General features: G+C 68.7%; 24 protein-coding genes and 1 tRNA gene. 11 read left to right on the forward strand and 14 right to left on the reverse strand.

Annotated features, from left to right (window positions below; all coding sequences use genetic code 11):
- The first annotated feature begins 207 nt into the window (after positions 1-207).
- Positions 208-561: a hypothetical protein gene (locus WKI94_RS01490; RefSeq protein WP_337844005.1), complete on the forward strand. Its 354-nt coding sequence runs from the start codon at positions 208-210 to the stop codon at positions 559-561.
- Between the two features lie 14 nt (positions 562-575).
- On the opposite strand, the gene merA is transcribed toward WKI94_RS01490, so the two are convergent.
- Together merA and WKI94_RS01500 are read right to left on the reverse strand one after the other, a co-directional pair.
- Complete coding sequence (gene merA, locus WKI94_RS01495; RefSeq protein WP_337844006.1) at positions 576-1,946, reverse strand: mercury(II) reductase; 1,371 nt, start codon at positions 1,944-1,946, stop codon at positions 576-578.
- A gap of 9 nt (positions 1,947-1,955) precedes the next feature.
- On the reverse strand, positions 1,956-2,381 hold the full coding sequence (locus WKI94_RS01500; RefSeq protein WP_337844007.1) for a heavy metal-responsive transcriptional regulator: 426 nt from the start codon (positions 2,379-2,381) through the stop codon (positions 1,956-1,958).
- Positions 2,382-2,408: 27 nt separating this feature from the next.
- On the opposite strand from WKI94_RS01500, the gene uvrC reads away from it, so the two are divergent.
- The gene (uvrC, locus tag WKI94_RS01505) at positions 2,409-4,187 is read left to right on the forward strand and encodes an excinuclease ABC subunit UvrC (protein ID WP_337844008.1); all 1,779 of its coding nucleotides are present in this window, start codon (positions 2,409-2,411) and stop codon (positions 4,185-4,187) included.
- Here uvrC and WKI94_RS01510 read toward each other — a convergent pair.
- Entirely contained in the window at positions 4,159-5,193 is a 1,035-nt protein-coding gene (locus WKI94_RS01510; protein WP_337844009.1) for a chromosome condensation regulator RCC1, read from the reverse strand. The genes uvrC and WKI94_RS01510 overlap by 29 nt on opposite strands.
- Before the next feature lie 53 nt (positions 5,194-5,246).
- Here WKI94_RS01510 and WKI94_RS01515 point away from each other — a divergent pair, with 53 nt between their 5' ends.
- The 5 genes from WKI94_RS01515 to murE are packed head-to-tail and all read left to right on the forward strand — an operon-like array spanning position 5,247 to position 10,744.
- On the forward strand, positions 5,247-7,025 hold the full coding sequence (locus WKI94_RS01515; protein ID WP_337844061.1) for an arginine--tRNA ligase: 1,779 nt from the start codon (positions 5,247-5,249) through the stop codon (positions 7,023-7,025).
- A gap of 8 nt (positions 7,026-7,033) precedes the next feature.
- Positions 7,034-8,080 (forward strand): S1C family serine protease, encoded by a 1,047-nt coding sequence (locus WKI94_RS01520; protein WP_337844010.1) that lies wholly within the window; start codon positions 7,034-7,036, stop codon positions 8,078-8,080.
- 3 nt (positions 8,081-8,083) lie between these two features.
- Entirely contained in the window at positions 8,084-8,677 is a 594-nt protein-coding gene (locus WKI94_RS01525) for a deoxynucleoside kinase (RefSeq protein ID WP_337844011.1), read from the forward strand.
- A 10-nt stretch (positions 8,678-8,687) separates the two neighbouring features.
- Positions 8,688-9,287 (forward strand): deoxynucleoside kinase, encoded by a 600-nt coding sequence (locus tag WKI94_RS01530; protein WP_337844013.1) that lies wholly within the window; start codon positions 8,688-8,690, stop codon positions 9,285-9,287.
- Positions 9,284-10,744 carry a UDP-N-acetylmuramyl-tripeptide synthetase gene (gene murE, locus WKI94_RS01535; RefSeq protein ID WP_337844014.1) on the forward strand — a complete coding sequence of 487 codons (1,461 nt, stop codon included), beginning with the start codon at positions 9,284-9,286 and terminating at the stop codon, positions 10,742-10,744. Before WKI94_RS01530 ends, murE begins: the two co-directional genes overlap by 4 nt.
- On the opposite strand, the gene WKI94_RS01540 is transcribed toward murE, so the two are convergent.
- The 4 genes from WKI94_RS01540 to WKI94_RS01555 are packed head-to-tail and all read right to left on the reverse strand — an operon-like array spanning position 10,706 to position 14,413.
- Complete coding sequence (locus WKI94_RS01540) at positions 10,706-11,302, reverse strand: helix-turn-helix domain-containing protein (protein WP_337844015.1); 597 nt, start codon at positions 11,300-11,302, stop codon at positions 10,706-10,708. The genes murE and WKI94_RS01540 overlap by 39 nt on opposite strands.
- 25 nt (positions 11,303-11,327) lie before the next feature.
- The gene (locus WKI94_RS01545) at positions 11,328-11,822 is read right to left on the reverse strand and encodes a hypothetical protein (protein ID WP_337844016.1); all 495 of its coding nucleotides are present in this window, start codon (positions 11,820-11,822) and stop codon (positions 11,328-11,330) included.
- Between the two features lie 10 nt (positions 11,823-11,832).
- On the reverse strand, positions 11,833-13,548 hold the full coding sequence (locus tag WKI94_RS01550; RefSeq protein ID WP_337844017.1) for an FAD-dependent oxidoreductase: 1,716 nt from the start codon (positions 13,546-13,548) through the stop codon (positions 11,833-11,835).
- A 10-nt stretch (positions 13,549-13,558) separates the two neighbouring features.
- Positions 13,559-14,413 (reverse strand): nitronate monooxygenase, encoded by an 855-nt coding sequence (locus tag WKI94_RS01555; RefSeq protein ID WP_337844018.1) that lies wholly within the window; start codon positions 14,411-14,413, stop codon positions 13,559-13,561.
- Positions 14,414-14,449: 36 nt separating this feature from the next.
- Here WKI94_RS01555 and WKI94_RS01560 point away from each other — a divergent pair, with 36 nt between their 5' ends.
- Complete coding sequence (locus WKI94_RS01560) at positions 14,450-15,619, forward strand: MFS transporter (RefSeq protein ID WP_337844019.1); 1,170 nt, start codon at positions 14,450-14,452, stop codon at positions 15,617-15,619.
- On the opposite strand, the gene WKI94_RS01565 is transcribed toward WKI94_RS01560, so the two are convergent.
- The 3 genes from WKI94_RS01565 to WKI94_RS01575 are packed head-to-tail and all read right to left on the reverse strand — an operon-like array spanning position 15,581 to position 18,487.
- The gene (locus WKI94_RS01565; protein ID WP_337844020.1) at positions 15,581-17,008 is read right to left on the reverse strand and encodes a glycosyltransferase; all 1,428 of its coding nucleotides are present in this window, start codon (positions 17,006-17,008) and stop codon (positions 15,581-15,583) included. The genes WKI94_RS01560 and WKI94_RS01565 overlap by 39 nt on opposite strands.
- Positions 16,996-18,141, reverse strand: coding sequence for a HEAT repeat domain-containing protein (locus tag WKI94_RS01570; protein WP_337844021.1), 1,146 nt, complete (start codon positions 18,139-18,141; stop codon positions 16,996-16,998). Before WKI94_RS01570 ends, WKI94_RS01565 begins: the two co-directional genes overlap by 13 nt.
- The gene (locus tag WKI94_RS01575) at positions 18,125-18,487 is read right to left on the reverse strand and encodes a response regulator transcription factor (RefSeq protein WP_337844022.1); all 363 of its coding nucleotides are present in this window, start codon (positions 18,485-18,487) and stop codon (positions 18,125-18,127) included. Before WKI94_RS01575 ends, WKI94_RS01570 begins: the two co-directional genes overlap by 17 nt.
- Before the next feature lie 150 nt (positions 18,488-18,637).
- Here WKI94_RS01575 and WKI94_RS01580 point away from each other — a divergent pair, with 150 nt between their 5' ends.
- A complete protein-coding gene (locus WKI94_RS01580; RefSeq protein ID WP_337844023.1) occupies positions 18,638-20,923 on the forward strand; it encodes a tetratricopeptide repeat protein in 2,286 nt (761 codons plus the stop codon).
- Here the strand turns inward: WKI94_RS01580 and WKI94_RS01585 are convergent.
- Positions 20,895-23,060 carry an ATP-binding protein gene (locus WKI94_RS01585; RefSeq protein ID WP_337844024.1) on the reverse strand — a complete coding sequence of 722 codons (2,166 nt, stop codon included), beginning with the start codon at positions 23,058-23,060 and terminating at the stop codon, positions 20,895-20,897. The two genes, WKI94_RS01580 and WKI94_RS01585, sit on opposite strands and share 29 nt — an antisense overlap.
- 45 nt (positions 23,061-23,105) lie before the next feature.
- Entirely contained in the window at positions 23,106-23,423 is a 318-nt protein-coding gene (locus WKI94_RS01590) for a cupin domain-containing protein (RefSeq protein ID WP_337844025.1), read from the reverse strand.
- Between the two features lie 55 nt (positions 23,424-23,478).
- On the opposite strand from WKI94_RS01590, the gene WKI94_RS01595 reads away from it, so the two are divergent.
- Together WKI94_RS01595 and WKI94_RS01600 are read left to right on the forward strand one after the other, a co-directional pair.
- Positions 23,479-23,555, forward strand: a tRNA-Pro gene (locus WKI94_RS01595).
- A gap of 18 nt (positions 23,556-23,573) precedes the next feature.
- Entirely contained in the window at positions 23,574-24,110 is a 537-nt protein-coding gene (locus WKI94_RS01600; protein WP_337844026.1) for an aquaporin, read from the forward strand.
- Here WKI94_RS01600 and fba read toward each other — a convergent pair.
- Together fba and rpe are read right to left on the reverse strand one after the other, a co-directional pair.
- Positions 24,050-24,973, reverse strand: coding sequence for a class II fructose-1,6-bisphosphate aldolase (gene fba / locus WKI94_RS01605; protein ID WP_337844027.1), 924 nt, complete (start codon positions 24,971-24,973; stop codon positions 24,050-24,052). The two genes, WKI94_RS01600 and fba, sit on opposite strands and share 61 nt — an antisense overlap.
- Positions 24,954-25,622 (reverse strand): ribulose-phosphate 3-epimerase, encoded by a 669-nt coding sequence (rpe, locus tag WKI94_RS01610; protein WP_337844028.1) that lies wholly within the window; start codon positions 25,620-25,622, stop codon positions 24,954-24,956. Before rpe ends, fba begins: the two co-directional genes overlap by 20 nt.
- Between the last annotated feature and the right edge of the window lie 2 nt (positions 25,623-25,624).

Below are 25,624 nucleotides of genomic sequence, written 5' to 3' on the forward strand. Positions count from 1 at the left end.
CACCCCCGCCATGACCTCCGGGTCCAGGCGGCGGGTCCAGCCCGCCTCGGGCAGGAAGAAGGGCATGGGGCTACCGCCTCGAGGCCTCCCCCAGGGAGGGCGCAAAAGGGCCCGCAACCAGTCCATGTCCTTTCAGTCTAACCGGTGTTAAGGGCTTTACAGCCCCCCAGGGGGACCGCCCTTACCCTGGCAGGTGGAGGTGTGAAGATGAAGGTAGCGGTCTTGGTTCTGGCGGGCACAGAAACCCACGAAGGCCTGGGTCGGCTGGTCAACGCCCTGATGCTGGCCCAGGAGCTCAAGGGTGCGGGCGACGAGGTGCGCCTGGTCTTTGACGGGGCGGGGACGGAGGGCCTGGCCGCCCTCGCCGACCCCAGCCACAAGGCCCACGCCCTCTTCCTGGCCACACGGGACCGGATCCAAGGGGCTTGCGCCTACTGCGCCCGTGCTTTTGGGGTCAAGGAAAAGCTTGAAAGCGCAGGAATCCCCTTCCTGGCAGACTACAAGGACCACCCTAGCCTGCGGGGGCTTCTGGCGGAAGGGTATACCCTGGTCACGTTCTGAGGGGGGTTTCCGCCCTAGGCGCAGCACGAAAGCCTCCCCACGTCCGTGTCCAGGGCCTGAGCCACCAGCCTCACCCCCTCGGCCAGGGTGAGATAGGGGTGGAAGGTGTCCACCAGATCCCGGTAGGAGAGGCCATACTTCACCGCCAGAATCCCCTCCTGCAAGGCATCCCCGGCTTCGGGGGCCAGGATGTGGAGGCCGAGCACCCTTCCCTCCCCGTCCACCACGATCTTGAAAGCCCCCCGGGTGTCCTGGGCCACCAGGGCCTTGGGCACCGCCCTAAGGGGCAGGGTGGCCGCCCGAACCCCCTGGCCGTACCCCTTGCGGGCCTCCTCCTCCTTGAGCCCCACCGCGGCCAGGGCGGGGTCGGTGAAGGTCACCCGGGGCAGGGCAAAGAGGTCCAGGGGTGTGGGGTGGCCTAGGGCGTTCCGGGCGGCGATGCGGCCCGAGAGGGCGGCCACGTAGACGAACTGGGGCAGGCCGGCCGCGTCGCCGGCGGCGAAGACCCGGGGGTTGGTGGTCTTAAGATGCTCGTCCACCCGGATGAACCCCTTTTCGTCCCGCCCCACCTGGGCTCTTTCCAAGGAAAGCCCCTCGGTGCGCGCCTTTCGGCCTGTAGCCACCAGAAGCCTTTCGGCCATGAAGGCGCCTTGGTCCGTCTCCACCCGGTAGCCCTCCCCGCGCTCCACCTTAAGCACCCGCACCCCGGTGCGGATCTCCAGGCCTTCGGCCTCGAGGTAGCCCCTAAGGAGACGACTAAGCTCCGGCTCCTCCTGGGGTAGGATCTCCGGCAAGGCCTCCAGCACGGTTACCTCTGTCCCCAGGCGGGCGTAGGCCTGGGCGAGCTCAAGCCCTATAGGCCCGCCGCCGAGGACCAGGAGGCTTTTGGGGTGGACGCCTGGGGAGAGGGCCTCGAGGTAGGTCCAGGGCCGGCTCTCAGCCAGGCCGGGGATGGGGGGCAAGGCGGGCTGGGCCCCGGTGGCGAGGAGGTAGCGGCCCGCCCTCAGGGGCCTTCCCCCCACCTCCAGGGTCTCCTCGTCCAGGAAGCGGGCCTCGCCCTTAAGGACCGGAACCCCCACCCCCTCTAGGACCTCCTGGTACTTCTCCCGGCGTAGGGCCTCCACCAGGGCGTCCTTCTGGCGGATGACCGCCTTAAGGTCCACCCCCAGGGCCTGGGTTGCGATCCCCACGAAGCCGTGGTGGCCCGCCCGGTGGTAGGCCTCCGCCGCCCGGAGGAGGGCCTTGGAGGGGACGCAGCCCACATTGACACAGGTCCCTCCCAAAACCCCCTTCTCCACCACGGCCACCTTAGCCCCAAGGCTGGCGGCCTCCAACGCCGCGGCCACCCCCGCAGAACCCGAGCCCACAATGAGGAGGTCGTACATGCCCCCACCCTAAACCCTGGAGCTTGCTCCAGGGTCAAGGGGGTCCAGGTAGACGCAGCGGTCCCGACCGTCGCACGCCACGTCGGGATGGGCCTCGGCCCACGCCAGCCGGGAGGCCAAGGCCTGGCGCAGGGCAGTAAGCTCGGCGATGCGCCGGTCCAGGAGGGCCACCTTTTCCTTGAGGACCTGGCGCACCTCGGCGCAAGGGGGGTGGCCCTCCTCCATGGCCTCCACCAGGGCCCGGATCTCCTTGAGGCTCAGGCCTAGGGCCTGGGCCTGGCGGATAAAGCGGAGGCGGTCCAGGGCCTCTTCCCCATAGAGGCGGTAGCCCCCCGGGCTCCGGGCCAAAGGCCTTAGGAGGCCCAGGCGCTCGTAGTAGCGGACCCCGTCCGGGGAAAGCCCCGCTGCCTTCGCCAACACCCCCACGGTGCGCATGCCTCCATTCTCCTACAATCGGGGAGGATGAGGCCGGAAGCGCTCCCCTCTCTTCCCGAAACCCCCGGGGTCTACCTCTGGAAACGGGGGGAGGAGGTCCTCTATGTGGGGAAGGCCAAGAACCTAAAGGCGCGGGTGCGGAGCTACTTCCACGCGGAGGGCAAGGCCCGGCGCATCGCCGAGGAGGCCACGGACCTAGAGCTCATCGCCACCCGGGACGAGGTGGAGGCGCTCCTCCTCGAGGCCAACCTTATCAAGGCCCACCGCCCCCCCTTCAACGTCCTCCTCAAAGACGACAAGCACTACCCCTTCCTGAAACTCACCCAGGAGCCCTTCCCCACCCTGCTCGTGGTGCGGCGGGTGGAGCCCGATGGGGCCAAGTACTTTGGGCCCTTCCCCGAGGCCGGCGCCCTCAGGCGGATCAAGGCCCTCATTGACCGCCTCTTCCCCTTGCGGAAAAACTCCGGCTACCCCATGAAGCGGCGCCGCCACCCCTGCCTGAACTACAGCATGGGCCGCTGCCTGGCCCCTTGCGCGGGGCTTGCGGACCCCCAGGCCTACCGGGAGGTGGTGCGCCAGGTGGAGGCGGTCCTGGAAGGGCGGGTGGAGTGGGTGCTGGAAGCGCTGGAGGCCAAGATGCGCGAGGCCGCACGGGCCCTCCACTTTGAGCGGGCGGCGGAGATCCGGGACCAGATGGAGGCCCTTAAGGCCTTCTTCTCCACGAGCCAGCAAGCCTTTGACCCTGAACTGAGGGACCTGGACTTTTTGGGCTTTGCCCGGGCCGGGGCCTTGGCGGTGGTCCAGCTCTACCAGGTGCGCTCGGGGCGGATCCTAGGGCGCATCAGCCGGGTGGTGGAGATGGAGGAGGCCTCGGACGAGGAGATCCTTTGGGCCTTCCTCCGGGGCCACTACCTCGAGGCCTCTCCTCTCCCCCCCCTGGTCCTCCTCCCCTTCCCCGTGGAGGAGGAGGAAGCCCTGGAGGCCCTCCTCCGGCGGCGGGCCGGGCGGAAGGTGGAGGTCCGGGTGCCCCAAAGGGGGGAGAAGAAGCGCCTTCTGGAGCTTGCGGAGAAAAACGCCCGCCTAGCTCTGGAAACGGAGCTCAAAGCCCTGGAGAAGCGGGGGGACCACCCCGCGCTAAAGGCCCTCCAAGAGATCCTAGGCCTGGCCCAAAGGCCCTTCCGCATAGAGGGGTACGACATCAGCCACCTCCAGGGCCAGGCCCGGGTGGCCTCCCTGGTGGTCTTTGAGGGGGGAAGGCCCAAGAAGGCGGAGTACCGAAGAATGCGCCTAAGGGCGGGAAACGACGACTACGAGGCCTTGGAGGAGGCGGTCCATCGCCGCTTCACGGGAAGCCTAAAGGAGATGCCCCTCCCAGACCTCCTCCTCATAGATGGGGGCTTGGGCCAGGTCAGGGCGGCAAGGAAGGGGCTGGAGCGGGCGAGGCTAGACCTCCCCCTGGTGGGCCTCGCTAAGCGGGAGGAGGCCCTGGTCCTGGAGGACGGGCGCACCCTCCGTCTCCCCCTCACCCACCCCGCCCTGGCCCTCCTCATCCACATCCGGGACGAGGCCCACCAAAACGGCCTCCGCTACCACCAGAAGAAACGGGAGGAGGCGGCCTTCCGCTTCCTGGAGGGGATCCCAGGCCTTGGACCTACGCGGAAGAAGCTCCTCCTGGAGCGCTACGGGGGGCTTTCCGCCCTAAGGGAAGCCCCCCTGGAGGAGCTGGCCCGCCTTCCGGGGATGAACCTCAAGGTGGCCCTGGCCATAAAGGAAGCCCTTAGGGGAGACGAACCCGCACGGGCCTAAGGCGGTTCTCCCGCGTGCCATCCCCAAGCTGGCCAAAGCTGTTGTCTCCCCATGCCAGGATGGCACCGTCCCTGAGCAGGGCCAGGCTATGCCCATCCCCGGCCCCCACGGCCACCACCCCCTCCAAACCTTCCACGGGCCTGGGTTCCAAGCGGCCATCCCGGGTCCCATCCCCCAGCTGGCCCTCCTCGTTCTCCCCTAGGGCGTAGACCCGGCCGTCCTCCCCAAGAAGGAGGAGGTGGGCCCGGCCCGCGGCCAGGGCCACCACCTTGGGCAGGCCCTCTAAGGGGCGGAAGGTGGCGCTGTCCAGCCCCGAGACCAAGACCCGTCCGTCCTTCAGAAGCACGGCGCTGAAAGCGCCCGCGCCCACGGCGGCCTCCACCCCCGAAAGGACCTTGAGGGGCCTTAAGAGGGACTCCACGGTGCCCGTGCCCAGCTGGCCCGAGAGGTTGCTCCCCCAGACATAGAGGTCCCCATTCTCCGCCACTGCCAGGCTATGGAAGTATCCCGCGGCCACCTGCCGGATGGGAGGAAGGCCTTCCACCGGGGCCAGGATGTTCCTCCGTTGGCGGGTACCGTCCCCGAGCTGGCCCTCCTCGTTGCTCCCTGCGGCGTACACCCGGCCGTCTGGGGCTAGGAGAAGGGTATGGGTGTAGCCCGCGGCCAGGCCCTTGGCCCTTAGGGGAAGCTCCACCGGCCGGCCCTTGAAATCGAAGGTGCCATCCCCAAGCTGCCCAGCCTCCCCTGCCCCAAAGGCCAGCACCCGCCCATCGGAGAGGAGGGCCAGGCTGTGGAGGTTGCCCGCGGCCACCCCCAAGGCGCCCTCCAAGATCCTGACCGGCCGGGTGCGGCTCAGGAAAGAGCCGTCCCCCACCTGTCCATGGTAGTTCCGGCCCCAAGCCCAAAGGACCCCCTGGACCACCGCCAGGCTATGGCCCTGCCCGCCCGCCAGAAGACCCTGGGCTAGGGCAGGTCCCATCAGGAGGAGGAAAAGCCACCGCTTCATAGGGCCCCATCCTACCTTCTAAAAGGGGCCAAGGGGCGGGTATGATGACCGAGATGGTGCGCCGCGCCCTGGAAGACGCCGTACAGACCGCCCTAAAGACCCTAGGCCTGGACCTCAGGCTCAAGGTGGCCAAGGCCCCCAAGGACAAGCCTGGGGACTATGGGGTCCCTCTCTTCGCCCTGGCCAAGGAGCTCAAGAAACCCCCCCAGGCCATCGCCGAGGAGCTTAAGGCCAGGATGGACCTTCCCCCCTTCGTGGAGGAGGCCATCCCCGTGGGGGGGTACCTGAACTTCAAGATCCGCACGGAGGCCCTTCTGGAAGAAGCCCTAAGGCCCAAAACGCCCCTGCCCAAGCAGGAAGGGCTCGTCCTCGTGGAGCACACCTCCGTAAACCCCAACAAGGAGCTCCACGTGGGGCACCTGAGGAACATCGTGCTGGGGGACAGCCTGGCCCGGATCCTGCGCTTTGCGGGCCGGGAGGTCCTGGTCCTCAACTACATTGACGACACCGGCCGCCAGGCGGCGGAGACCCTCTTCGCCCTCAGGCACTACGGCCTCAGCTGGGACGGCAAGGAGAAGTACGACCACTTCGCGGGCCGGGCCTACGTGCGCCTCCACCAGGACCCGGAATACCCTAGCCTCCAAGGGGCCATAGAGGAGGTCCTACACGCCCTGGAGCGGGGAGAGCTCAGGGAGGAGGTGAACCGTATCCTCCTGGCCCAGCTGGCCACCATGCACGCCCTGAACGCCCACTACGACCTTCTGGTGTGGGAGAGCGACATCGTCCAAGCCGGCCTCCTGGAAAAAGCCCTGGGGCTTTTGGAGCAAAGCCCCTATGTCTTCCGGCCAAAAGAGGGGAGGTACGCGGGGGCCCTGGTCATGGACGCGAGCCCCTTCATCCCGGGCCTCGAGGACCCCTACTTCGTCCTGGTGCGCTCGGGCGGGGCCGCCACCTACTACGCCAAGGACATCGCCTTCCAGTTCTGGAAGATGGGCCTCTTGGAGGGCCTCCGCTTCCGCTCCTACCCCAACCCCTTCTACCCCACCCTAAGGACCAGCGCCCCCGAGGGGGAGCCCTACACCCCTAGGGCCCAGGAGACCATCAACGTCATTGACGTGCGCCAAAGCCACCCCCAGGCCCTGGTGCGGGCGGCCTTGGCCCTGGTGGGACGGGAGGACCTGGCCAGGGGGGCTTTCCACCTGGCCTACGAGACCGTCCTTCTGGAGGGGCGGCAGATGTCGGGGCGGAAAGGCCTGGCGGTGAGCGTGGACGAGGTCCTGGAGGAGGCCAGGAAGCGGGCCCTTGGGGTGATAGAGGAGAAAAACCCCGAGCACCCGGAAAAGGAAAAGGCAGCGGGGGAAGTGGCCCTGGGAGCCATCCGCTTCGCCATGGCCAAGACGGAGCCCAGGAAGCAGATCGACTTCCGCCTGAACGAGGCCCTCGCCTTTGACGGGGACACGGGGCCCTACGTGCAGTACGCCCACGCCCGGGCCCACGCCATCCTCAGGAAGGCGGGAAGCTGGGGCCAGCCCCAGCTCGCCAAGGCCACCCCCTACGAGCGGGCCCTGGCCCTGGCCCTCCTGGACTTTGAGGAGGCCGTCCTGGAAAGCGCCGAGGAGAAGACCCCCCATATCCTCGCCCAGTACCTCCTGGACCTCTCCGCGGCCTGGAACGCCTACTACAACGCCAAGGAGGGGAGCAGGCCCGCCACCCCGGTGCTCACCGCGGAGGAGGGCCTAAGGGAACTCCGCCTGGCCCTGGTGGAAGGCCTGCAGAAGACCCTGTCCACGGGGCTTGGGCTCCTCGGCATCCCCGCCCCGGAGGTGATGTGAGGAACGCCATGCGCCTTCTAACCCTGGCCCTTAGCCTCCTCCTCCTGGCCCTGGCCCAGCGCCTGGTGGCCCCCGAGGAGGTGGCGAGAAGCGGGGTCATCGGGAAGGCCCTCCCCGCGGTGGTCCGGGTCCAGGGCACGCCCCTTGCCCCCGGGGAGGAAGGGGTGGTGGGGACAGGGTTCTTCGTGAGCCCCATCCGGGTGGTGACCAACTACCACGTGGTCCGGGACCTGGTAGGCCTCACCGTAAGGCTTTCCGACGGGCGCACCTTCAGCGCGGAACGCTTCGCCGTGGACCCAGGGATAGACATCGCCCTCCTCACCGTGCAGGGGGTGCAGGCCCCGAAGGTTCTCACCCTTAGCAAGACCCCGGCCCACCAGCTCCCCTTGGGCATGGGGGTGGTGCTGGTGGGCCTCCCCTACGGCCAGGGGCCTTTGGCCTCCTACGGCATCCTCTCCGGGGTGGGGCCCCTGGAGGTGCCTACCCCCGACCCCACAGTGGGGGCGGAGGTGGGGGAGTACCTGTACACCGATGCCCCCCTCACCGTGGGGAACTCGGGAAGCCCCCTCCTAAGCCTCCAGGGGGAGGTCATCGGGGTGGTGACGGACGTGATCGGGGGGCCCGCGGGGGTGGGGGGAATCGGGGTGGCCGTTCCGGGGGAGCTGGTGGCCCAAAGCATCCAGGACCTGGAGCGCTTCGGGATCCCCCAAAGGGGGTGGCTTGGGGCCAGCCTGGTCTCCCTGGACGAGCTGCCCCCGGTGCTCCTAAGGGCGGTGGGCCTCACCACCCTGCAAGGGGCCATGGTGGACAAGGTGGAGCCCGGCTCCCCCGCGGCCCGGGCCGGGGTTAGGGGCGCGCAGCGGGACGCCCAAGGGCGGCTTTTGGCCCTAGGGGATGTGATCCTCGCGGTGCAGGGCCAGGCGGTGAAGGACAAGGCCGACGTGGTGCGCCTCATCGCCCGCCACCGCCCGGGGGACCGGGTGCGCCTCGAGCTTTGGCGGGAGGGCCGGAGGCTGGAGGTCACCCTTACCATGGTGGCCCGGCCCAGGAGGTGAGGGGTGTACCTGGCGGTGGAAGGCCCCATCGGGGTGGGCAAGACCACCCTGGCCACGGCCCTAGCGGAGGCGCTGGGCTTGGAACCCCTTCTGGAGGTGGTGGAGGAGAACCCTTTCCTCCCCCTCTTCTATCAGGACCGGGCCCGCTACGCCTTCAAGACCCAGGTCTTCTTCCTCCTCTCCCGCTATCGGCAGCTCCTACCCCTGGCCCAGCGGCGGCTCTTTGGGGGGGTGGTGGCGGACTACCTCTTTGACAAGGACGCCCTCTTCGCCAGCCTGAACCTGGAAGGCCCGGAATGGGACCTGTATCAGGACCTCTACCGGGAGCTCTCCTTGAGGCTCCCCCCGCCCGACCTCACCCTCTACCTCCGGGCCCCGGTGCCCGTCCTCTTGGAACGGATCGCCCGGCGAGGGCGGCCCTTTGAACGGGGCATGGACCCCACCTACCTGAAAGCCCTCCTCGAGGCCTACGACCGCCACTTCGCCCGCTACCCCCATCCGCTTCTGGTCCTGGAGGCGGAGGGACTGGACTACCGCCCCGGGGGCAGGGACCTGGGGCGGGTGGTGGCGCTGGTACGGGAGAGGCTCGCCCTTTAGGAGGTGAGGGATGTACTTGGCGGTGGCCGGCAACATCGGCAGCGGCAAGACCTCCCTCACCGCCCTCCTGGCGGAGGCCTTGGGCCTGAGGGCGGTCTACGAGGCGGTGAGCGAAAACCCCTACCTGGAGGACTTCTACCGGGATATGGACCGCTACGCCTTCCACTCCCAGATCTTCTTCCTGGCCCATCGCTTGCGCCAGCACCAAAAGGAAGTGGGAGGAGGGCGGGTGGTGCAGGACCGCACCGTCCACGAGGACGCCCTGGTCTTCGCCCAGCACCTTCACCGCCTGGGCCACCTTTCGGAGCGGGACTGGCGGACCTACCTGGAGCTTTACCGGAGCGTGGCCCAAACCCTCCGCCCCCCCGACCTCCTGATCTACATTCGGGCAAGCCTCCCCACCCTAAAGCACCGCATCGCCAAACGGGGCCGACCCTTTGAAAAGGCCCTGCCCGAGGCCTACCTCCAGGGGCTAAACGCGCTTTACGAGGAGTTCGTCGCCTCCTGGCGGCTTTCCCCCGTGTACGTGGTGGAGGGGGACCACCTGGACTTCGTGGAGGACCAGGCGGCCCGAAGTAGGATTCTGGACGAGATCCGGAGGCGGCTATGACCCTGAAGGAGCTCTTCGCCCCCTTTGGTCTAAAGGCCCCCCCTCTCCCCGTGCGGGGCCTCACCCTGGACTCGAGGCGGGTGGAGGAGGGCTACATCTTCGTGGCCGTCCCCGGGGTGCCTCTGCCCCACCGGAAGCCCCTGGACGGGCACGACTTCATAGGGGAGGCCCTGCGCCGGGGGGCCATCGCGGTGGTGGGGGAAAGGCCCCTTGCCCTCCCCGTCCCCTACCTCCGGGTGGAGGATAGCCGCAAGGCCCTGGCGGAGCTTTCCGCCCACTTCTTCGGCCATCCGGAAGCGGCCCTCCCCCTCCTTGGGGTCACGGGCTCCAAGGGGAAGAGCACCACCGCGGCCCTCCTCCACCACCTCCTGGAGGTGGAGGGTGTGCCGGCTGCCCTCCTCTCCACTGTGGGCCTCCGCCTGGGAAGGGCAAAGAGGCCCCCCATCGGCCACTTCACCACCCCCGAGGCCCCCGAGGTCTACGGCTTCCTGCGGGAGGCCTTGGACCTGGGCCTGAAGGCCGCGGTCCTGGAGGTCTCCAGCCACGCCCTGGCCTTGAAGCGGGTGGAGGGGCTTTCCTACCAGGTGGGGGTCTTCGTGAGCCTCTACCCTGACGACCACCTGGACCTCCACGGCACCCCGGAGGCCTACTTCCAGGCCAAGGCCCTCCTGGTGGAGCGCTCAGGGCTTGCCGTCCTGAGCACCAAGCTCCCCCACCTAGAGGCCCTCAAGGCCAGGCCCCACCTCCTCTTCGGCGAGGGGGGGGAGGTCTGGGGGGAGGGGCTAAGGGAAACCCCGGAAGGGCTCCGCTTCCGCCTAAGGACCCCCTGGGGCGGGGGGGAGGCCTTCCTCCCCCTCCTTGGGGCCTACAATCTGGAAAATGCCCTGGCGGCCTCCGCCGCCGCCTTGGCGTTTGGGGTGGGGCTGGAAGCGGTTTTGGAGGGCCTTGCCACCTTCCCTGGGCTAAGGGGGCGGATGGAGGTGGTCCAGGCCGCCCCCTTCCGGGTGGTGATAGACTTCGCCCACACGGGAAAAAGCCTGGAGGAGGCCCTGAAAACCCTGCGCAGGACCACGGAGGGCCGCCTCCTCCTGGTGGTGGGGGCCGCGGGGGAGAGGGACCCGAGAAGACGGGAGGACATCGGGCGGGTGGCGGCGAGGCTTGCGGACAAGACCTTCTTCACCGAGGAGGACCACCGCACAGAGCCCCTGGAGGCCATCCTCGAGGCCCTGGCCCAGGCGGCCCGGGAGGAGGGCGGGGCTTTTGAGCTGGTGCCGGACCGGAAGGAGGCCATCTTCCGGGCCATCCGGGAGGCCCGGCCTGGGGACACGGTGCTCCTTGCCGGCAAGGGGCATGAAAGGACGCTGGAGAGGGGCCATGTGGCCCTCCCTTGGGACGAGCGCAAGGTGGCCCTGGAGGCCCTAGGGGCGGACCAGGATGCCCTCGAGGGCAATCCTTAGGGAGCGCTCAATCTCCTGGTCCAGGTCCCGGTGAGGGGTGTAGGCGGCCCAGCGCAGGGCGGAGAGGAAGTAGAGGTCCGCCAGGGTGCGCCCCATGCGCTCCAGGGAAAGGTCTTGCCGCACCTGCCCCTTTTCCCGGAGGGGCTTCAGCAACTCCGCCAAAAGGTCCCCCAGGGGCAGGGCCTCAAAGGCGGCCTTGGCCCTTAGGGGATCGGGGTTCAGGAGTTCGTAAAGAAGGGGCAGGAGGAGGTCTTTTTCCCGGCGGACGGCCTCGTTGAGGCGGGCAAAAACCAGGTGGAGCAGGGCCAAAGGCTCCTCCCTCGCAGCCAAACGCTTCCGCACCTCCTCCCGGAGACCAGAAAGAAGGAGGCTCCCGTAGTCCAAAAGCACGGCCTCTTTATAGGGGAAGTAGTTAAAGAAGGTCCCCCGGGAAACGTGGGCCGCCTTGGCGATGTCCGTGGCGGTGGTCCCGTGGAAGCCCCGGCTGCGGAAAAGCTCCATGGCCGCGCGGAAGATCCGCTCCCGCCGGCGCCTTTTTTGATGCTCCCGTACGCCCATGGGGAAAGTGTACCTAAGTTCAAACTCAAAGGGCAACCTTTTTCCCAACCCAGTCCGCAAAGGCGGAGAGGAGGGCAAGCCCTCCGGCGGTGCCGTAGACCTTTCCCGTGCGGGCAAAGGGGCGGGCAAGGAGAGCGTAGCCCTGGGCCCTCAGGGCCTCCCCCACCTCAGCCCCCGCGGCCACGGGGGAGGGAAGCCGCCCCGCCTCCGCCAAGAAAAGGTGGGCGTTGTAGCCCAGGAAGACCGCCTCGAGCCCCTCCCAGTGGGCGGCGAGGAAGTCCAGATAGGTGGGGTCTTGGGCCATGCGCGCAGGCCGCCGAGCCCCGGGGATGAGGAGGGCCCTCGGGGGGGGTGCGGCGGGGAAGGCGTAGGTGGGGGTCCAGACAGAGCCCGCCAGGGCCGGGGTGCCCTTCCGCCCCTTGGCCACGGTGTAGGCGGAAAGGCCGAGCCTGCGGGCGGCCTCCAGGAGGAGGGCGGCCTCGAGCTCGCTGAACTCCGGAAGGAGCAAAACAGCCAGCACCCTCCCGCCATTATGGCAAAAGCCGGGAAAGGAGGACCGCGGCCTCCCCGCGGGGGATGGGGCCCTCGGGGCCGGGTAGGGTGGGCTCGCCCAGGGCCCGGAGGAGGCCATTGAGGAGGGCCCGCCCCAGGGGGCGGTGCAGCCCTCCCGCATGGAGTTCCCGCGCCTTCAAGACCACCCTGAGGGGCTCCTCCAGTCCCCGGGCCCGGTAGTAGTGCTCCAGGTCCGCCAGGAAGTCCCCGAGGAGGATGGGCTCCCCCAAGCCCAGGCGCCCCCTAAGGCTATAGGGCCCGGCGAAAAGCCCCCGGCGGAGGAGGGCCAGGGCCTCCTTGTACCCCCTCTTCCCCTCCTCCAAGGCCTGGGGCTTCTCCGCCGGGGAAAGCCGGCCCCCCCGGGCAAGAAGCCCCTCCTGGAGCCTGCGGATGGCCCCAGGGCTTTCCGAGAAGGCGGGGAAGTCGGGCAGGGGGGCGGGCTGGAGCCCGGTCCAAAAGGTGCGGCGGAGGAGGGCTGAGGCCACCCCTGCGGCCTCCCCCAGGGCCACCTGCAGGGGCACCACCCGGGTGGAGAAGGCAGCCACGCTGTCAAAACCCGCGGCCTGGGAGACCACGAGGAGGTTTTTGAGGCCCTGGGGCACCAGGCTGCGGAAGGGGACCCCGTAGGGGACAGGGGTTCCCAGGAGGTAGGGGGTCTCCCCGGGGAAGTAAGCCTGGCCGTCCAGGGGATAGCCTCCGAGGGCCACGGCATCGGGAAAGGCCTTGCCTAGGAGGACCTCCTCGGCCCTTAGGCGGTAGAGGGCCTCGAGGTGGCGGGTCTCCCGCAGGTAGAGGTCGGGGGCGGTGCCCGCCAGGCGGGCGGTGCCGAAGACCAGGGGGTCTTTGGCCTTCAGGTACTCCACCACCCGCTCGGCCTCCTTGGCCGCCTGGGCCCGGGCCTCCTCCACGGAAAGGGGATCGGTGCCGTCCACCCCGAAGACCAAAAGGGCGTTCACCAGGAGGCTCCCATCCCCCCGGCGGGCCAGGTTCAGGCCCCGGAGGTGGAAGCGGAGGGGGTCGCCTGGGGTGTAGCCCCGGGCCAGGTCGGCAAAGCCCCAGCCGCTCCGGCCCCAAGCCCCCGCCCCCGTACGCCGCACCTGACCCTCAAAGTTCAGGGCCAGGAAGACCGCCCCCCAGGGGACGCCTTCCAGGCGGAAGACCAAGGTGGCGGCCATCTGCCTCTGGTCCAGGCCCGTGTCCTCCCGCCCCAAGGTGAAGGTCGCCCCCGCGCGGTGGGCGAGCTCGGCAGTGTCGCTGGCGTCCACAAAGAGGGGGGCCTCCAGGGAGCCTGAGGGGATCCTCAGGGCGAGGATGCGCCCCTCCCTGGCCTCGAGGCCAAGGAGGGGCTCCCCTAGGCGCACCTCCACCCCCGCCGCCTCAGTCATGGCCTTTAGGGCCCCTTCCGCGGCGCGCACGTCAAAGGAGGCGTCGCCCCCCAGGCGCCGGTAAAGCTTCCCGAAAAGCCCCCCTTGGAGAAGGCCTTCCTCGTCCCGGGCCAGGTCCCAGGTGGCGAGCCACCCCCGGGTGAGGACCCCCCCCAGGCGGTCCGAGGGCTCCAGGAGGAGGACCTTTAGGCCCTCCTCCGCCGCGGCCACGGCCGCCGCCACCCCTTGCGGGGTGCCGCCGTAGACCACCAGGTCGTACTGGGCCCAGGCCAGGCCTAGCCCTACGAGGAAAGGGAGCAGGCGCCGCATGCTGTGGCCATCAGGGAAGCTGAGCCTTAGCCCTCTCGTACTCCTCCACCAGCCGGGCCACCACCTCCTTGGCCGAGGGGATCTCCCGGATGAAGGCCACCCCGTGCCCCGCGGAGTAGACCTCCTTCCAGGCCTTGCCCCCACCCTGGCGGAAGCGCTCCAGGGAGTCCCGGAGGAAGTTGGCGTGCACCCCCGTCACCTCGGGGGTGTAGACGATGTCCTCCGGCTGGGCCCGGAGGAGGGCCTCCTTGTACTCCAGGGGGGCCGCGGACTCTAGGGTGGCGATGAAGCGGGTGCCGATGTAGGCCCCGTCCCCCAGAGCCAAGGCCGCCAGGACCTGGGCCCCCGTGGCGATTCCCCCGGCGATGAGGACCGGCACCCCCAGCTCCTCCCTAAGCCAGGGCCCCAGGACAAAGGGGCTCACCTGGCCGGCATGCCCCCCCGCCCCGCAGGCCACAGCCACCAGGGCATCGGCCCCAGCCTCCACCGCCTTCTTCCCGTGACGGAGGCCCACCACGTCGCACCAGACCACGCCCCCGTAACCCTTCACCGCCTCCACCACCCGGGTGGGGTCCCCCAAGGAGGTGACCACCAGGGGGACCTTCCTTTCCACCACTGCCCTTAGGTCCTCCTCGAGGCGGGGGTTGTCCTTCAAGACAAGGTTCACCCCAAACTTTAACCCTTCAGGGAAGGCCTCCAGAAATTCCCGGAAGGCCTGGTGGGTGCGGAAGTTGAGGCTGGGGATGACCCCGATGGCCCCCGCCTCAGCCACCGCCTGGAGAAGGGGGGCGTTGGAGACCAGAAACATGGGGGCGGCCACGAGGGGATAGCGGATGTCCAGCATCCTGGTGATGGCAGTTTCCATGGGGGAGATTTTACCGGGTTCAAGCATAATCGGGAGGTGGAGCCCCATCGGTCCCTAAGACTCTCCCTCTGGGAAGGCCTCCTGGCCATCCTCTTCATCCAGTTCAGCACCGGGGTCATCGCCACAGGCTACGCCCTCCACTTAGGGGCAGGCCCCCAGGCGCTGGCGGTGCTGGGGGCCCTTCCCTTCCTAGCCCAGCTCCTCGCCCCCCTGGCCCTCTTCCTCCGGGGAAGCCGGAAAACCCTGGCCGTGCGACTGAACCTCCTGGCCCGGGGGCTTTTTACCCTAGCCCTCCTCCTCCCCCTGTGGCCGGGGGAAGGACGGGTGGCGGCCTTCCTGGTCATCGCCGGGGCCAGCCAGCTCCTCGCAGCACCTGTAGGGGTCCTTTGGCTCAGCTGGATGGCCGACCTGGTGCCCGAGGAACAGCGGGGGCGGTACTTCGGATTGCGCAATGCCCTCATGGGCCTGGTGGGCACCCTGGGAAACCTGGCGGGGGGGTACCTGGTGGACGCCCTGGGGGGGCTGGGCTACCCCCTGGTTCTGGGGGTAGGGGTGGGGGCGGGGCTCCTCTCCGTGTGGCTCTTAAGCCTCCAGCACGAGCCCAAGGTCTCACCCCCCGAAGCCCCCTGGCCCCAGGTCCTGCGGGCGGTGCGGGATGCGGGCTTCCGGCGCTACCTCCTTCTGGTCTTCGGCTGGTTTGCCGCGGTCATGGTAGGAGGGCCTTACGTCATCCCCTATTTCCTCAAGTGGGGCGGGCTCTCCCTAGGCCAGGTGGGGCTTTGGACGGTGCTATCCGCCCTCTCCGGCCTGGCCTTTGGACCCCTATGGGGGCGGGTGGCGGACCGGCTTGGGCACGGCCGGGTCCTCCTCCTCACGGGTGGCGTGGCCGCGGTCATGCCCCTCCTCTGGCTCCTGGCCAGGCCCGGCTTCCCCTGGCCCATCTGGGCCTCGGCCCTCCTTGACGCCTTGGCGTGGAGCGGGCTCAACCCCGCCCTCACCAACCTGGCCCTAGGCCATAGCCCCAAGGAAGCCCGAAACGGGTACCTGGCCCTCTTCTGGCTGGCCCTGGGGCTTGGGGGCCTTTTGGGTAGCCTTCTCGCGGGGAAGCTCGCCACCCTAAGCCTAGGCCCCACCCCCTATCACCTCCCCATCCTGGCCTCCATGGGGCTACGCCTCCTCATACTCCTGGGCTTCCGGCGCCTCTAGGCCCTGGCGGCGCATCTCCCCCCATTCCCCCCGCTTCCTCAGGACCTGGAAGGTGGCCAAGAAGCGTTCCAAGGCCAACAGCTGCCGGTAGCCCATGCCCTCCAAAAAGGAGAGGAAAAGCAGGGCCAACCGGTCTCTTAGGCGCGGGTAGCGCTTGAGGAGGAGGGCCTCCACCCCCACGGAAAGCTGGGAGAGGAGGACCCCATAGCCCACGGCCAGAAGGAGGAAAAGGAGGGCAAAAGGAAGGTTGAAAAGGCCTAGGAGGACATAGACCGGAAGGAGGGCATACCCCAAAACCTCCACCACCGGCCCCAGGGCCTCAAAGAGGAGGAAGTAGGGCATGGCCACCAGGCCCAGCCGGCCGTAGCGGGGGTTGAAGAGCATGCCCCGGTGGGCCAGGAGGACCTCCCAAAGCCCCCGGTGCCAGCGGTTCCGCTGCCGCCTCAAGGTGGCCCAGTCCGAGGGCACCTCGGTGTAGCAGATGGGGTCTGGGGTGTAGAGGATGCGGTAGTCCTGGCCCGCCTCCCGCGCCTTCCGGTGGAGCCGGACCACCAGCTCCATATCCTCCCCCACGGTGTCTGTGCGGTACCCCCCCACCCTCAAGACCTCCCTTCGCCGGAAGATGCCAAAGGCCCCGGAGATGATGAGGAGAGCACCCATGGCGCTCCAACCCGCCCGGCCTAGGAAGAAGGCCCGGGCGTACTCAATGATCTGCATTTTCTCCAGAAAACCCCGGGGCAGACGGAGCGCCTCCACCACCCCTCCCCGCACCCGCGCCCCGTTCAGGGGGCGGATGGTCCCCCCCACCGCCAGGGCGCGATCGTCCTCCAGGAAAAGGCGGCTCGCCCGGAGGAGGGCCTCGGGGTCCAGGAGGCTGTCCGCGTCCACGGCGCAGAAAAGGGGGTAGCGGGCGAAGTTGAGCCCGGCGTTTAAGGCGTCGGCCTTGCCGCCGTTCTCTTTGTCCACCACCAGGAGGTTGGGGTGGGTTAGGGAGCGGTAGACGGCGCGGATGGGCTTGGTGGGGAGGGCCCGGCGGTAGACCCAGTCCACCTCCACCAGGGCGAAGGCCTCCTTCAGGACCTCCAGGGTCCGGTCCTTGGGCCCGTCCGCCACCACCACCTCAAACTCCGGGTAGCGCAGGGCCAGAAAGGAGCGCACGGAAGCGGCGATGGTCTTTTCCTCGTTGTAGGTGGGCACCAGGATGGAGACGGGGAGGTAGGCCTCCCGCTCCAGGAGGTCTTTCAGGGAAAGCTCGGAAAGCTCGCGGGCGTAGCGGGCCACCATGCGCAGACCAAAGAAGGTAAAAGTGGTATAAAGAAAGTTGAGCACCGCGAAATAGTAGAGGATGAGAACCTGGTAGGCGAAAAGGAGCCACCCTAAGGCCTCCATACCTCCTCCCGCAGGACCTGGGCGGCCATGGCCCTCCCGTAGGGGTCAGGGTGGGCCTCCGCCGCCTCCCGCAGCGCCCCTAGACTCAGGCTCTTGAGGGCCTCCGCCGCCGCCCGGCGCACGTAGAAGGAGGGGTCCCTTAGGGCCTCCCACAGGGCCCTTCTTACCAGGGCGGAAGGCAAGAGCCCCAGGAGGCGGGCAGCCTGGACGCGCAAGAACTCCTCGTCGGCCTTCAAAAGCCCGAGGAGAACCCCCTCGTAGCCCAAAGGGGGATAGCCCAACCGGTAAAGGGCCCTCATGGCCGCAGCCTGGAGCTCGGGATCCTCCGCCTCCAAAAAGGGAAGAACCTTCTCCAAAAGGCTGTGGAGGTGGAGGCGGCCTATAGCCTCCAAGGCAGCCCAGACCTCCTCCCTTCCCCCCCTCTCCAGGAGGAGGGCCAAGGCGGGCTCCGCCCGCTCCTCCAGAAGTAGAAGCGTTTCCAAAAGTCCCCCCTTGGAAAGCCCCGAGGCGAGCAGGGCCTCCGCCAGGCGCAAAGCCCCTTCCCCCTTCGCGGCCCTGGCCCCAGCCCGGGCCGCGGCCAAGCGGAGGATGGGGTCAGGGTGGCGCAGGTAAGGCAGGACGGCCTCCAGGGTCTCAGGGAGGCGGGCGAGGCCTAAGGCCTCCAGGGCCTCGAGGCGCCGGGGGCGGGAGGTCCAAGAACGCCCAAGCCAGCGAACCCAGGGGGGGCGGGCCTGGCGGAGCCAGTCCGCCACCTTTTCCCCCATCTCCCCCTGGAGCATCTCCCGAAGGTGCAAAAGAGCCTGGAGAGCGGCGGGGGGCCAGGGTGGAGGCGGGGGACTTTTTCCGGTAAAGAGGGCCTCGGCGAAGAGGTCCAAAAAGCGCTGGAAGGCCTCCCGGTCGCGCCTCTCCTTCTCCGCGGTGTAGGCGTGGTAAAGGAGGACAAAGGCGGAAAGGACCAAAAGGGCCACGCCCGTGAGGACAAGGGCCTGGAGGAGCGCCTTCCAGGCCAGGCTGGCCCCTAGGCGGATGAGCTGGGCGGAAAAGGCCATCACCAAAAGGGCCAAGGCGTAGGCCTCCAAGGCCACCACCAGGAAGACCAAAAGGGCGTAGAGGCGCTCACCCTTGCGCCACATGTCGCTCCAAGCGGAGGAGGAGCTCTTGGGGGCTAAAGGGCTTGGTGAGGTAGTCCTGGGCTCCCAGGCGCATGGCCTCGAGGACCGTCCGCTCCTGCTTGAGCCCCGAGAGGACCAGGACAGGGGTCTTGCGACGGAGGCCCTCCCTTAGGTGGCGGAGGAGATCCAGCCCGAAACCCCCGGGCAGGTTCAGGTCCAGGACCACGGCATCCCAGTCCTCTTCCAGGAGCTTCTTGGCAGAGGGAAAGTCCGGGGCCAGGTGAACCGTATGCCCCGCCCGCTTGAGGGCGATCTCCAACACCCGGGCCACCACGGGGTCGTCCTCCACCACCAGGACCCTCGCCACATGTGGTATTATCCCACGGCGCGAAGGGTGAGGTGCAAAGGGCCTTTTCTGGCATTGATGGTCGGGGTTTTTAGCTTGGGAGCATCAAGCCCCTTGGAGGAAGGGTGGGCGGCGTACCGAGGGGGAGACCTCCAAGGGGCCCTGGCCCAGGTGAAGCCTCTGCTCCAGGGGTACGATCCCCCCGCGGAAGCCCTCCTCCTTTGGGGGTTTGCCCATTACCGCTTGGGGCAGATGGAAGAGGCGCTTTTCACCTTCAGCCGTCTGGTGGGCACCCTCCAGGGCGGAGGGGAGGCGGCCTACGGCCTAGGGCTTGCCCTCCGGGCCTTGGGGGACTTGGAGGGAGCCCGGGCCGCCCTGGACTGCGCCCTGAGGCTGGGCTACGCCCCGGCGGGGGAAACCCTAAGGGGCCTGCCCCCGCCCCCACCCCCCTCCCCCAAAGGGCGCCGGCACCCCTTGGAAGCCCCCTTTCGGGCGGAGAAGGGGCGGTTTTGGGTCCGGGGGGAACCCCTCACGGTCAGGGGGGTCAACCTGGGGGTGGCCCTGCCCGGGCGCTTTCCCGCGGAGTTTCCGGAAGAGGAAGCCCTTTACCGGGCCTGGCTGGAGCTCCTTTGGGCCATGGGGGCCAATGCGGTGCGGGTCTACACCCTTCTTCCCCCGGCCTTCTACCGAGCCCTCCAGGGGCTCAACCGCACCCACAGGAGGCCCCTCTACCTTTTCCAGGGGGTCTGGACGGAGCTCCCCGAGGAGCTGGGCCACCCCTCTTACGAGGGGGCGTTCCTGAAAGAGTTCCTCCGGGAAGGGCGGGACGTATTGGATGCCCTCCACGGCAACCTCCTCCGCCCCCAACGCCCAGGGCACGCCGGGGGCACTTACACGGCGGACGTTTCCCCCTGGACCCTGGGCCTCATGGTGGGCCGGGAGTTTGAACCCTTTTCCGTGGCCCGCTACAACCGGGAACACCCCGAACGAAGCTATCGGGGGCGCTTTCTGGAGGCCGCCCCGGAGGCCAACCCCTTTGAGGCCTGGATGGCCGAGGTCCTAGACCGCCTCCTCACCTATGAGGCCGAAGCCTACGGGACCGTGCGCCCCGTGGGCTTCAGCAACTGGCCCACCCTGGACCCCCTCCACCACCCCACGGAAAGCACCGGGGAAGAGGAAAGGGCCCTGCGCAGGGCCCGGGGGGAACGGGTGGAAAAGGGCACCATCCGGGAGTACAACAACGATGAGGTCAGCCTGGACGCCCGGAACATCCGTCCCCTTCCCGCAAGCCCAGCCACGGTCTTCGCCAACTACCACGCCTACCCCTACTATCCGGACTTCATGAACCTGGACCCCGGCTACGGCCAGGCGGTGGGGCCCCTGGGGCGGTCCAACTACTTCGGCTACCTATTGGACCTCAAACGGCACCACGGCGACCAGCCCGTGCTCATCGGGGAGTACGGGGTGCCGAGCAGCCGGGGCATCGCCCACTTCCAGCCCCAGGGCTTCCACCATGGGGGCCATTCCGAGGAGGGGCAGGCGGAGCGCAACCTCAGGCTCTGGCGAGAAATAGAGGCCGCGGGGCTTGCCGGGAGCCTCCTTTTCAGCTTCCTGGACGAGTGGTTCAAGCGGAACTGGCTTTTCATGGAGTGGGAGGACCCCGAGCGGGACCCTCTTTGGCACAACCTCCTGGACCCCGAGGAGAACTATGGCCTCCTGGCGGCCACCGCCCCTCGAGGCCCCCGCCTGGACGGGAAAGGAGACGAGTGGGAGGAGGTCCCCTTTCTCCTCCGGGAAGAGGGGGTTTTCCTAAAGGCCCAGTCCGACCCCGAGTACCTCTGGCTCCTCTACCGGGGCCCCCTACCCCTCCGGCTCCACCTGGACACCGTGCCGGGCGGGGTGGAGGTGGCCCCTGGCTTTGGGGCGGAGTTCGCCCTGGAAGTGGGGGCGGAGGGGAGGCGGCTTTTGGTGGAGGCGGGCTACTACCCCTTCCGGGAGGTACGCCCAGGAGGCGCGGGGACGGAAGCCCTTATCTTCCTGGGGCCCACCCGGCCCACGGGGGGGCCCTTTGTGCCCTTCCTTTTGGAGCCCAACCGGCGGCGCACGGGGCGCGACGGCACAGACTACCCCCGGCAGGTCTACGAGCTGGGCCTCCTCAGGCGGGGGGTGGACCCGGAAGGGGCCCGGGACCCCACGGCGGACTACGCCCTAGGGGACTACCTAGAGCTCCGCCTGCCCTGGGGGATGCTCCTTATGGCCGACCCCTCGAGGCCCAGGGCCTGGTACGCCCCCGACCCCCTCCCCATCCCCAGCCTGGGCCTGTGGGTGGAGGGGCTAGGGGGAGCCCGGTTTACCTTAGCGGGGTGGGAGGCCCCGGCCTTCGCCCTGAGGCTCAAGCCCGCCTACTTCCGCTTCCGGGAGGCCTGGGCTAGGGAAGCCGCTTCAGAAGGGCCTTGACCTCGGGGTCGGGGTTCTGCCTGAGCTCTTCCAAAAGGAGCCTTCGGGCCTCCTCCGTCTTCCCCTTCTCCAAAAGGGCCTTGGCCAGGGTGAAGCGGGCCAGGGGGTAGTCGGGCTTGAGGGTGAGGACCTGACGGGCGAGAAGCTCGGCCTCCCCTACCCGGCCCAAGGCCAGGAGAACCTCCGTCAGGCCCCAGCGAGCGTCCAGGTTCCCAGGGTCTTGGAGGAGGACCTGGCGGTAGGCCGCCTCCGCCTCGCCGTAGCGGCCCATGTGGTAGAGGAGGCGGGCGTAGCGCACCCGGATGTCCGGGGCGTCCAGAAGGGCCAGGGCCTTCTCGTAAAGGGGCTTGGCCTCGGCGTGGCGGCCCTGGAGGTAGAGGGCAAAGGCCAGGGCTCCCAAGGCCTCGGCGTCGTCGGGGAAGGCAGCCACCGCCCGCCTTAAGAAGGCCTCGGCCCCCCCGGGGTCCTTTGGCAGGCGCTTCTGCCCCTCGTAAAAGCTAAGCCGCTCCCGGAAGGGGATGGGGTCCGAGGGGTAGCCCTCGAGGCCCACCTCGTCCAGGGCGAGGGCGCGCACCTGGCTCACCCGGTCCGCCTGGGGACTGTAGGTGAAGGTTACGCCCTTCACCAGGGCCGAGAGGAGGACCCGGTCCCCGCTTGCCACCTCCACCCGGAAGCCCTTGGCCCCCTCTGGCCCAAGGAGGCGGAAGACCACCTCCCCCTCGGGGCCGGGCACCGCGCGCACCAGGGGGGCAGGGAGGAGCTTCCGCCGCACCCCCTGGCCCAGGAGGGCCCCCTCCCCCGCGGGCAAGGCCTCCTTTCCCAAGGCCACCCGCCCCCGGTAGAGGGAAACCCGCCCCTCCCCTTCCCGGTAGAGGCGCAGGTGGGTGCCCAGAGGCCGCACCTCCCCCTCGGGGGTGGACAGGGCCAGGGGCACGGGGGCCTCCCGCACCGCCTCCACCCCGCCGGCCTCGAGGCGCAGGCGCACCCGCTCCCCCCCGCCCCAAAGGCTCCGCCAGCGCCGGGCCTCCCCTTGGGCCTCGGGGCTGAAGGCGAGCTCCAGCCCCTTTAGGCGCACCACCTCCCCCGCGGGCACCTGCCCAAAGGCCTTGGAGCCCAAGGGGGCAGGGTAGATGGGGAGCCGGGTGAGGGCAAGGAGGGCCAGGGCCAGGAGGAGAAGCCGCCCCACGGGGGCCCTGCGGCCAGGCTTGGGCCGGGGAAGGAGGAGGAGGAAGGTGGAGCCCCGCCCCAGGCGGCTTTTCAGGCGGACCTCCCCCCCGTGGGCCTCCAAGACCCGCTTCACCAGGGCCAGCCCAAGCCCCGTCCCCTCCACCTCCCCCCGGGTGGAGGCCCGGTAGAAGGGCTCAAAGACCCTGGCCTGCTCCGCCTCGGGGATGCCGGGGCCGGTGTCGGAGACGGCGATGCCGTAGCGGTCCACCCCCTTCAGAAAGCGGACCCGGACCCTTCCTCCTTCTGGGGTGTACTTCACCGCGTTGTTGAGGACGTTGAGAAAGGCCTGATAAAGCCAGTCCCGGTCCCCATAGACCCAAGCCCCCTCCCGAGGGAGGCGCACCTCGAGGCGCACCCCCTTCCTGCGGGCGAGAGGCCGGAGCTCCTCCACCCCCTGGAGGATGAGCTCCTTTAGGTCCACCCGCTCGCTCTTGAGGCGCACCCCCTCCCCCAGGCGCAGGTAGTCCTGGGCCTTTTCCAAAAGGGTGCGGATGCGCTCCGCGGAGCGCCGGGCGATCTCCAGGAGCTCCTTCAGCTCAGGGGTGAGGGCGGGGTCCTCGAGGGCAAGCTCCAGGGCCCCCAAAACGCTCATCAGGGGGTTCTTGACCTCGTGAAGGAGGAGCCTAAAAAGCCGCCCCGCCTCCCCTTGGGCCTTAAGGAGGGCAAGCTCCCGCTCCCTCAGGCGCCAGACCTCCAAGAAAGCCTGGAAGGAGAGGAGCAAGGCCTCCCGCACCTCGGGCCTTGGGGGCGGGCCTTCCCAGTAGAGGGCCACCTCTCCCTCCTCCCAAAGCTTCTCTCCCCTTAAGGGCCCCTCGGGGAGAACCTCCCCCTGGAAGGCCACCCGCACGGGGTAACGGCGGAGAAGCTCCGCCAGGAAAGCCAGGTCGGTGGGGGGCGCGGTCTTGAGCACCTCCCCCTTAGGTTAGCCCAGGGATGTGCAAGGGCGATGAAAACCCTAGGGCCTAGGGGCCATGACCACCAGGAGAAGGGCGGGGCTTGCCGACTCGTTCCGCACCCCGTGGGGCTCCCCCGCCCGGGCCAACACGGCCATGCCGGGGGCGAGGAGGGCCTCCTCCTCCCCCACGCGCACCACCACCTCCCCCTCCAGGACGTAGTAGACCTTGTCGGAGCCCTCGTGGGCATGGACCTTCTGGGCCTGGCCGGGAAGGAGGGCGTAGAGGTCAAAGAACATGCGCTCGGACTGGAAAATGGGGATCTTGGCCAGCCTCTCCGGGTCAAAGCGGGCCAGGCGCTTGAGGTCGGCGATCTCCATAGCCCAAGTCTACTTGACGAAGGCCGTGGACCAGGCTAGACTAGGCTTTGCGCGCCGGGGAGTAGCGCAGCCTGGTAGCGCACACGCTTGGGGTGCGTGTGGTCGTCGGTTCAAATCCGGCCTCCCCGACCAAGGGCCCTCCGCCAAGAGGTGGGGGGCTTTTCTACGACCCTCATCGGTCTAAATGGCCCTCTGGAACCCAAGGGACGGGAGGCCCTGGGGGAGGCCTTGGGCACTTTCCTCCTCGTCCTCCTCACCGTGGGAAGCGCCGCCAACGCCGCCCTTTCCCCCCGGCTCGGCCCCCAGGCCTTCGGGTACGATGCCCTGGCCCTGGGCTCGGGCCTAGGGGTGCTGGTGGGGGTGCTCTGCGCGAGGCCCCTTTCCGAAGCTCACCTCAACCCCGCGGTCACCCTGGCCTTGGCCCTTAGGGGGCTCTTCCCTTGGGGCAAGGTGTTCCCCTACCTCCTCGGCCAGTTCCTGGGGGGGTTCTTGGGGGCCTTGGGGACCTACCTGGCCTACCGGGAGGGCCTCCTCCAGGGGGTGCCCAACGCTTCTCCCGGCCCCGACTTGCTCCCCGGAGGCGGGGCCTCCCCCTGGGTGGGGGGAGGCCCTGGCCGCCTTTCTCCTCAGGCCCGGTCCACGGTCCCCATGAGCTCAAACTTCTCCCGGATGACCATCTTCAGGTAGTCCCGCCCCCGGCCGATGATCTTCCGGGGGTCAAACTCCTTGGGATTCTGGGTGACCACCTCCCGGATGCCCAAGGTCATGGCCAGGCGCAGGTCGGTGTCAATGTTGATCTTGGCGATGCCGTTGGGGATAGCCTTGCGGATGTCCTCGTCGTGGATCCCCGTGGCCTCCTTGAGCTCGGCCCCCGTGGCGAGGAGCTTTTCCTTCAGCCAAGCGGGGACCCCGCTGGCCCCGTGGAGGACCAGGGGGATGGAAACCCGCTTGGCGATCTCCTCGAGGCGCTTGTGGTCAATGTAGGGCCGGCCCTTCCCCTTGTAGGCCCCGTGGCTGGTGCCGATGGCGATGGCCAAGTAGTCTATCCCTGTTTCCGCCACAAAGCGCTCGGCCTCCTCTGGGTCCGTCAGGAAGGCCTCGGCCTCGGAGACCTGGACGTTGTCCTCAATGCCCTGGAGACGGCCCAGCTCCGCCTCCACGCTCACCCCCACCGCGTGGGCGGCCTCCACCACCTTCTTGGTCTCGGCCACGTTCTCGTGGAAGGGGTGGTGGCTGGCGTCAATCATCACGCTGGTAAAGCCCGCCCGCAGGGCCTGCATGACCATCTTGAAATCCGCCCCGTGGTCCAGGTGGAGGACCACGGGCACCCGCACGCGGCCCGCCATATCCCGCACCAGGTTGGCCAGGTTCTCCATACCCGCGTACTTGCGGGCCCCGTCGGAAACCTGGATGAAGACCGGGGCCCTAAGCTCCTCGGCCACCTCGAGGATGGCCTGGGTGATCTCCAGGTTGTTGGTGTTGAAGCTGGGCACCGCGTAACCTTCCCGCCGCGCCTTATCCAAAACCTCTTTACCGACCACCAAGGGCATACAGAACCTCCTTCAGCGCATTGAGGTTTTCCACCACAGGCCTTGCGTTGAAAAGCGCGCTCCCCACCACCGCCACGTCGGCCCCCGCCCGGTAGACCTCGGCCACGGTGGAAACGTTCACCCCCCCGTCCACCTCTATGAGGCAGGCAGGGTTTAGGGCATCCCGCAGAGTCTTGAGCCTCTTCAGCCTTTCCGTGGAGCGAGGAATGTACTTCTGCCCCCCAAACCCCGGGTTCACGCTCATGAGGAGGGCCAGGTCCAGCTCGGGGAGGAGGGGCTCAAAGGCCTCCAGGGGGGTGGCCGGGTTGATGGCCAGACCGGCCTTCTTCCCCAACTCCTTGATCTTCTGCACCGCCCGGTGGGCGTGGGGGGTGGCCTCGTAGTGGACGGTGATGAGGTCGGCCCCCGCACGGGCGAAGTCCTCCAGGTAGCGCTCCGGGTGGACGATCATGAGGTGGACATCCAGGGGCAGGGCCGTCACCCGGCGCACCGCCTCCACCAGGAGGGGGCCGAAGGTGAGGTTGGGGACGAAAACCCCATCCATCACGTCCAGGTGGATCCAGTCCACCCCCGCCGCCTCCGCTTCCCGGATGGCCTCGGCCAACCGAGCAAGGTCCGCCGTGAGGATGGAGGGCGCGAACTTCAGCATCC

The organism is Thermus sp. (genome assembly GCF_037444525.1).
In the GTDB taxonomy this organism is placed as follows: domain Bacteria; phylum Deinococcota; class Deinococci; order Deinococcales; family Thermaceae; genus Thermus.

What these genes read in the sequence shown, in the direction of transcription:
- WKI94_RS01550 (WP_337844017.1), bottom strand. Translation starts at nt 13,548, where the DNA reads ATGCGGCGCCTGCTCCCTTTCCTCGTAGGGCTAGGCCTGGCCTGGGCC.
- fba (WP_337844027.1), bottom strand. Translation starts at nt 24,973, where the DNA reads ATGCCCTTGGTGGTCGGTAAAGAGGTTTTGGATAAGGCGCGGCGGGAA.
- murE (WP_337844014.1), top strand. Translation starts at nt 9,284, where the DNA reads ATGACCCTGAAGGAGCTCTTCGCCCCCTTTGGTCTAAAGGCCCCCCCT.
- uvrC (WP_337844008.1), top strand. Translation starts at nt 2,409, where the DNA reads ATGAGGCCGGAAGCGCTCCCCTCTCTTCCCGAAACCCCCGGGGTCTAC.
- WKI94_RS01555 (WP_337844018.1), bottom strand. Translation starts at nt 14,413, where the DNA reads ATGGAAACTGCCATCACCAGGATGCTGGACATCCGCTATCCCCTCGTG.
- WKI94_RS01500 (WP_337844007.1), bottom strand. Translation starts at nt 2,381, where the DNA reads ATGCGCACCGTGGGGGTGTTGGCGAAGGCAGCGGGGCTTTCCCCGGAC.
- WKI94_RS01490 (WP_337844005.1), top strand. Translation starts at nt 208, where the DNA reads ATGAAGGTAGCGGTCTTGGTTCTGGCGGGCACAGAAACCCACGAAGGC.
- rpe (WP_337844028.1), bottom strand. Translation starts at nt 25,622, where the DNA reads ATGCTGAAGTTCGCGCCCTCCATCCTCACGGCGGACCTTGCTCGGTTG.
- WKI94_RS01540 (WP_337844015.1), bottom strand. Translation starts at nt 11,302, where the DNA reads ATGGGCGTACGGGAGCATCAAAAAAGGCGCCGGCGGGAGCGGATCTTC.
- WKI94_RS01515 (WP_337844061.1), top strand. Translation starts at nt 5,247, where the DNA reads ATGGTGCGCCGCGCCCTGGAAGACGCCGTACAGACCGCCCTAAAGACC.
- merA (WP_337844006.1), bottom strand. Translation starts at nt 1,946, where the DNA reads ATGTACGACCTCCTCATTGTGGGCTCGGGTTCTGCGGGGGTGGCCGCG.
- WKI94_RS01510 (WP_337844009.1), bottom strand. Translation starts at nt 5,193, where the DNA reads ATGAAGCGGTGGCTTTTCCTCCTCCTGATGGGACCTGCCCTAGCCCAG.
- WKI94_RS01565 (WP_337844020.1), bottom strand. Translation starts at nt 17,008, where the DNA reads ATGGAGGCCTTAGGGTGGCTCCTTTTCGCCTACCAGGTTCTCATCCTC.
- WKI94_RS01570 (WP_337844021.1), bottom strand. Translation starts at nt 18,141, where the DNA reads ATGTGGCGCAAGGGTGAGCGCCTCTACGCCCTTTTGGTCTTCCTGGTG.
- WKI94_RS01530 (WP_337844013.1), top strand. Translation starts at nt 8,688, where the DNA reads ATGTACTTGGCGGTGGCCGGCAACATCGGCAGCGGCAAGACCTCCCTC.
- WKI94_RS01590 (WP_337844025.1), bottom strand. Translation starts at nt 23,423, where the DNA reads ATGGAGATCGCCGACCTCAAGCGCCTGGCCCGCTTTGACCCGGAGAGG.
- WKI94_RS01520 (WP_337844010.1), top strand. Translation starts at nt 7,034, where the DNA reads ATGCGCCTTCTAACCCTGGCCCTTAGCCTCCTCCTCCTGGCCCTGGCC.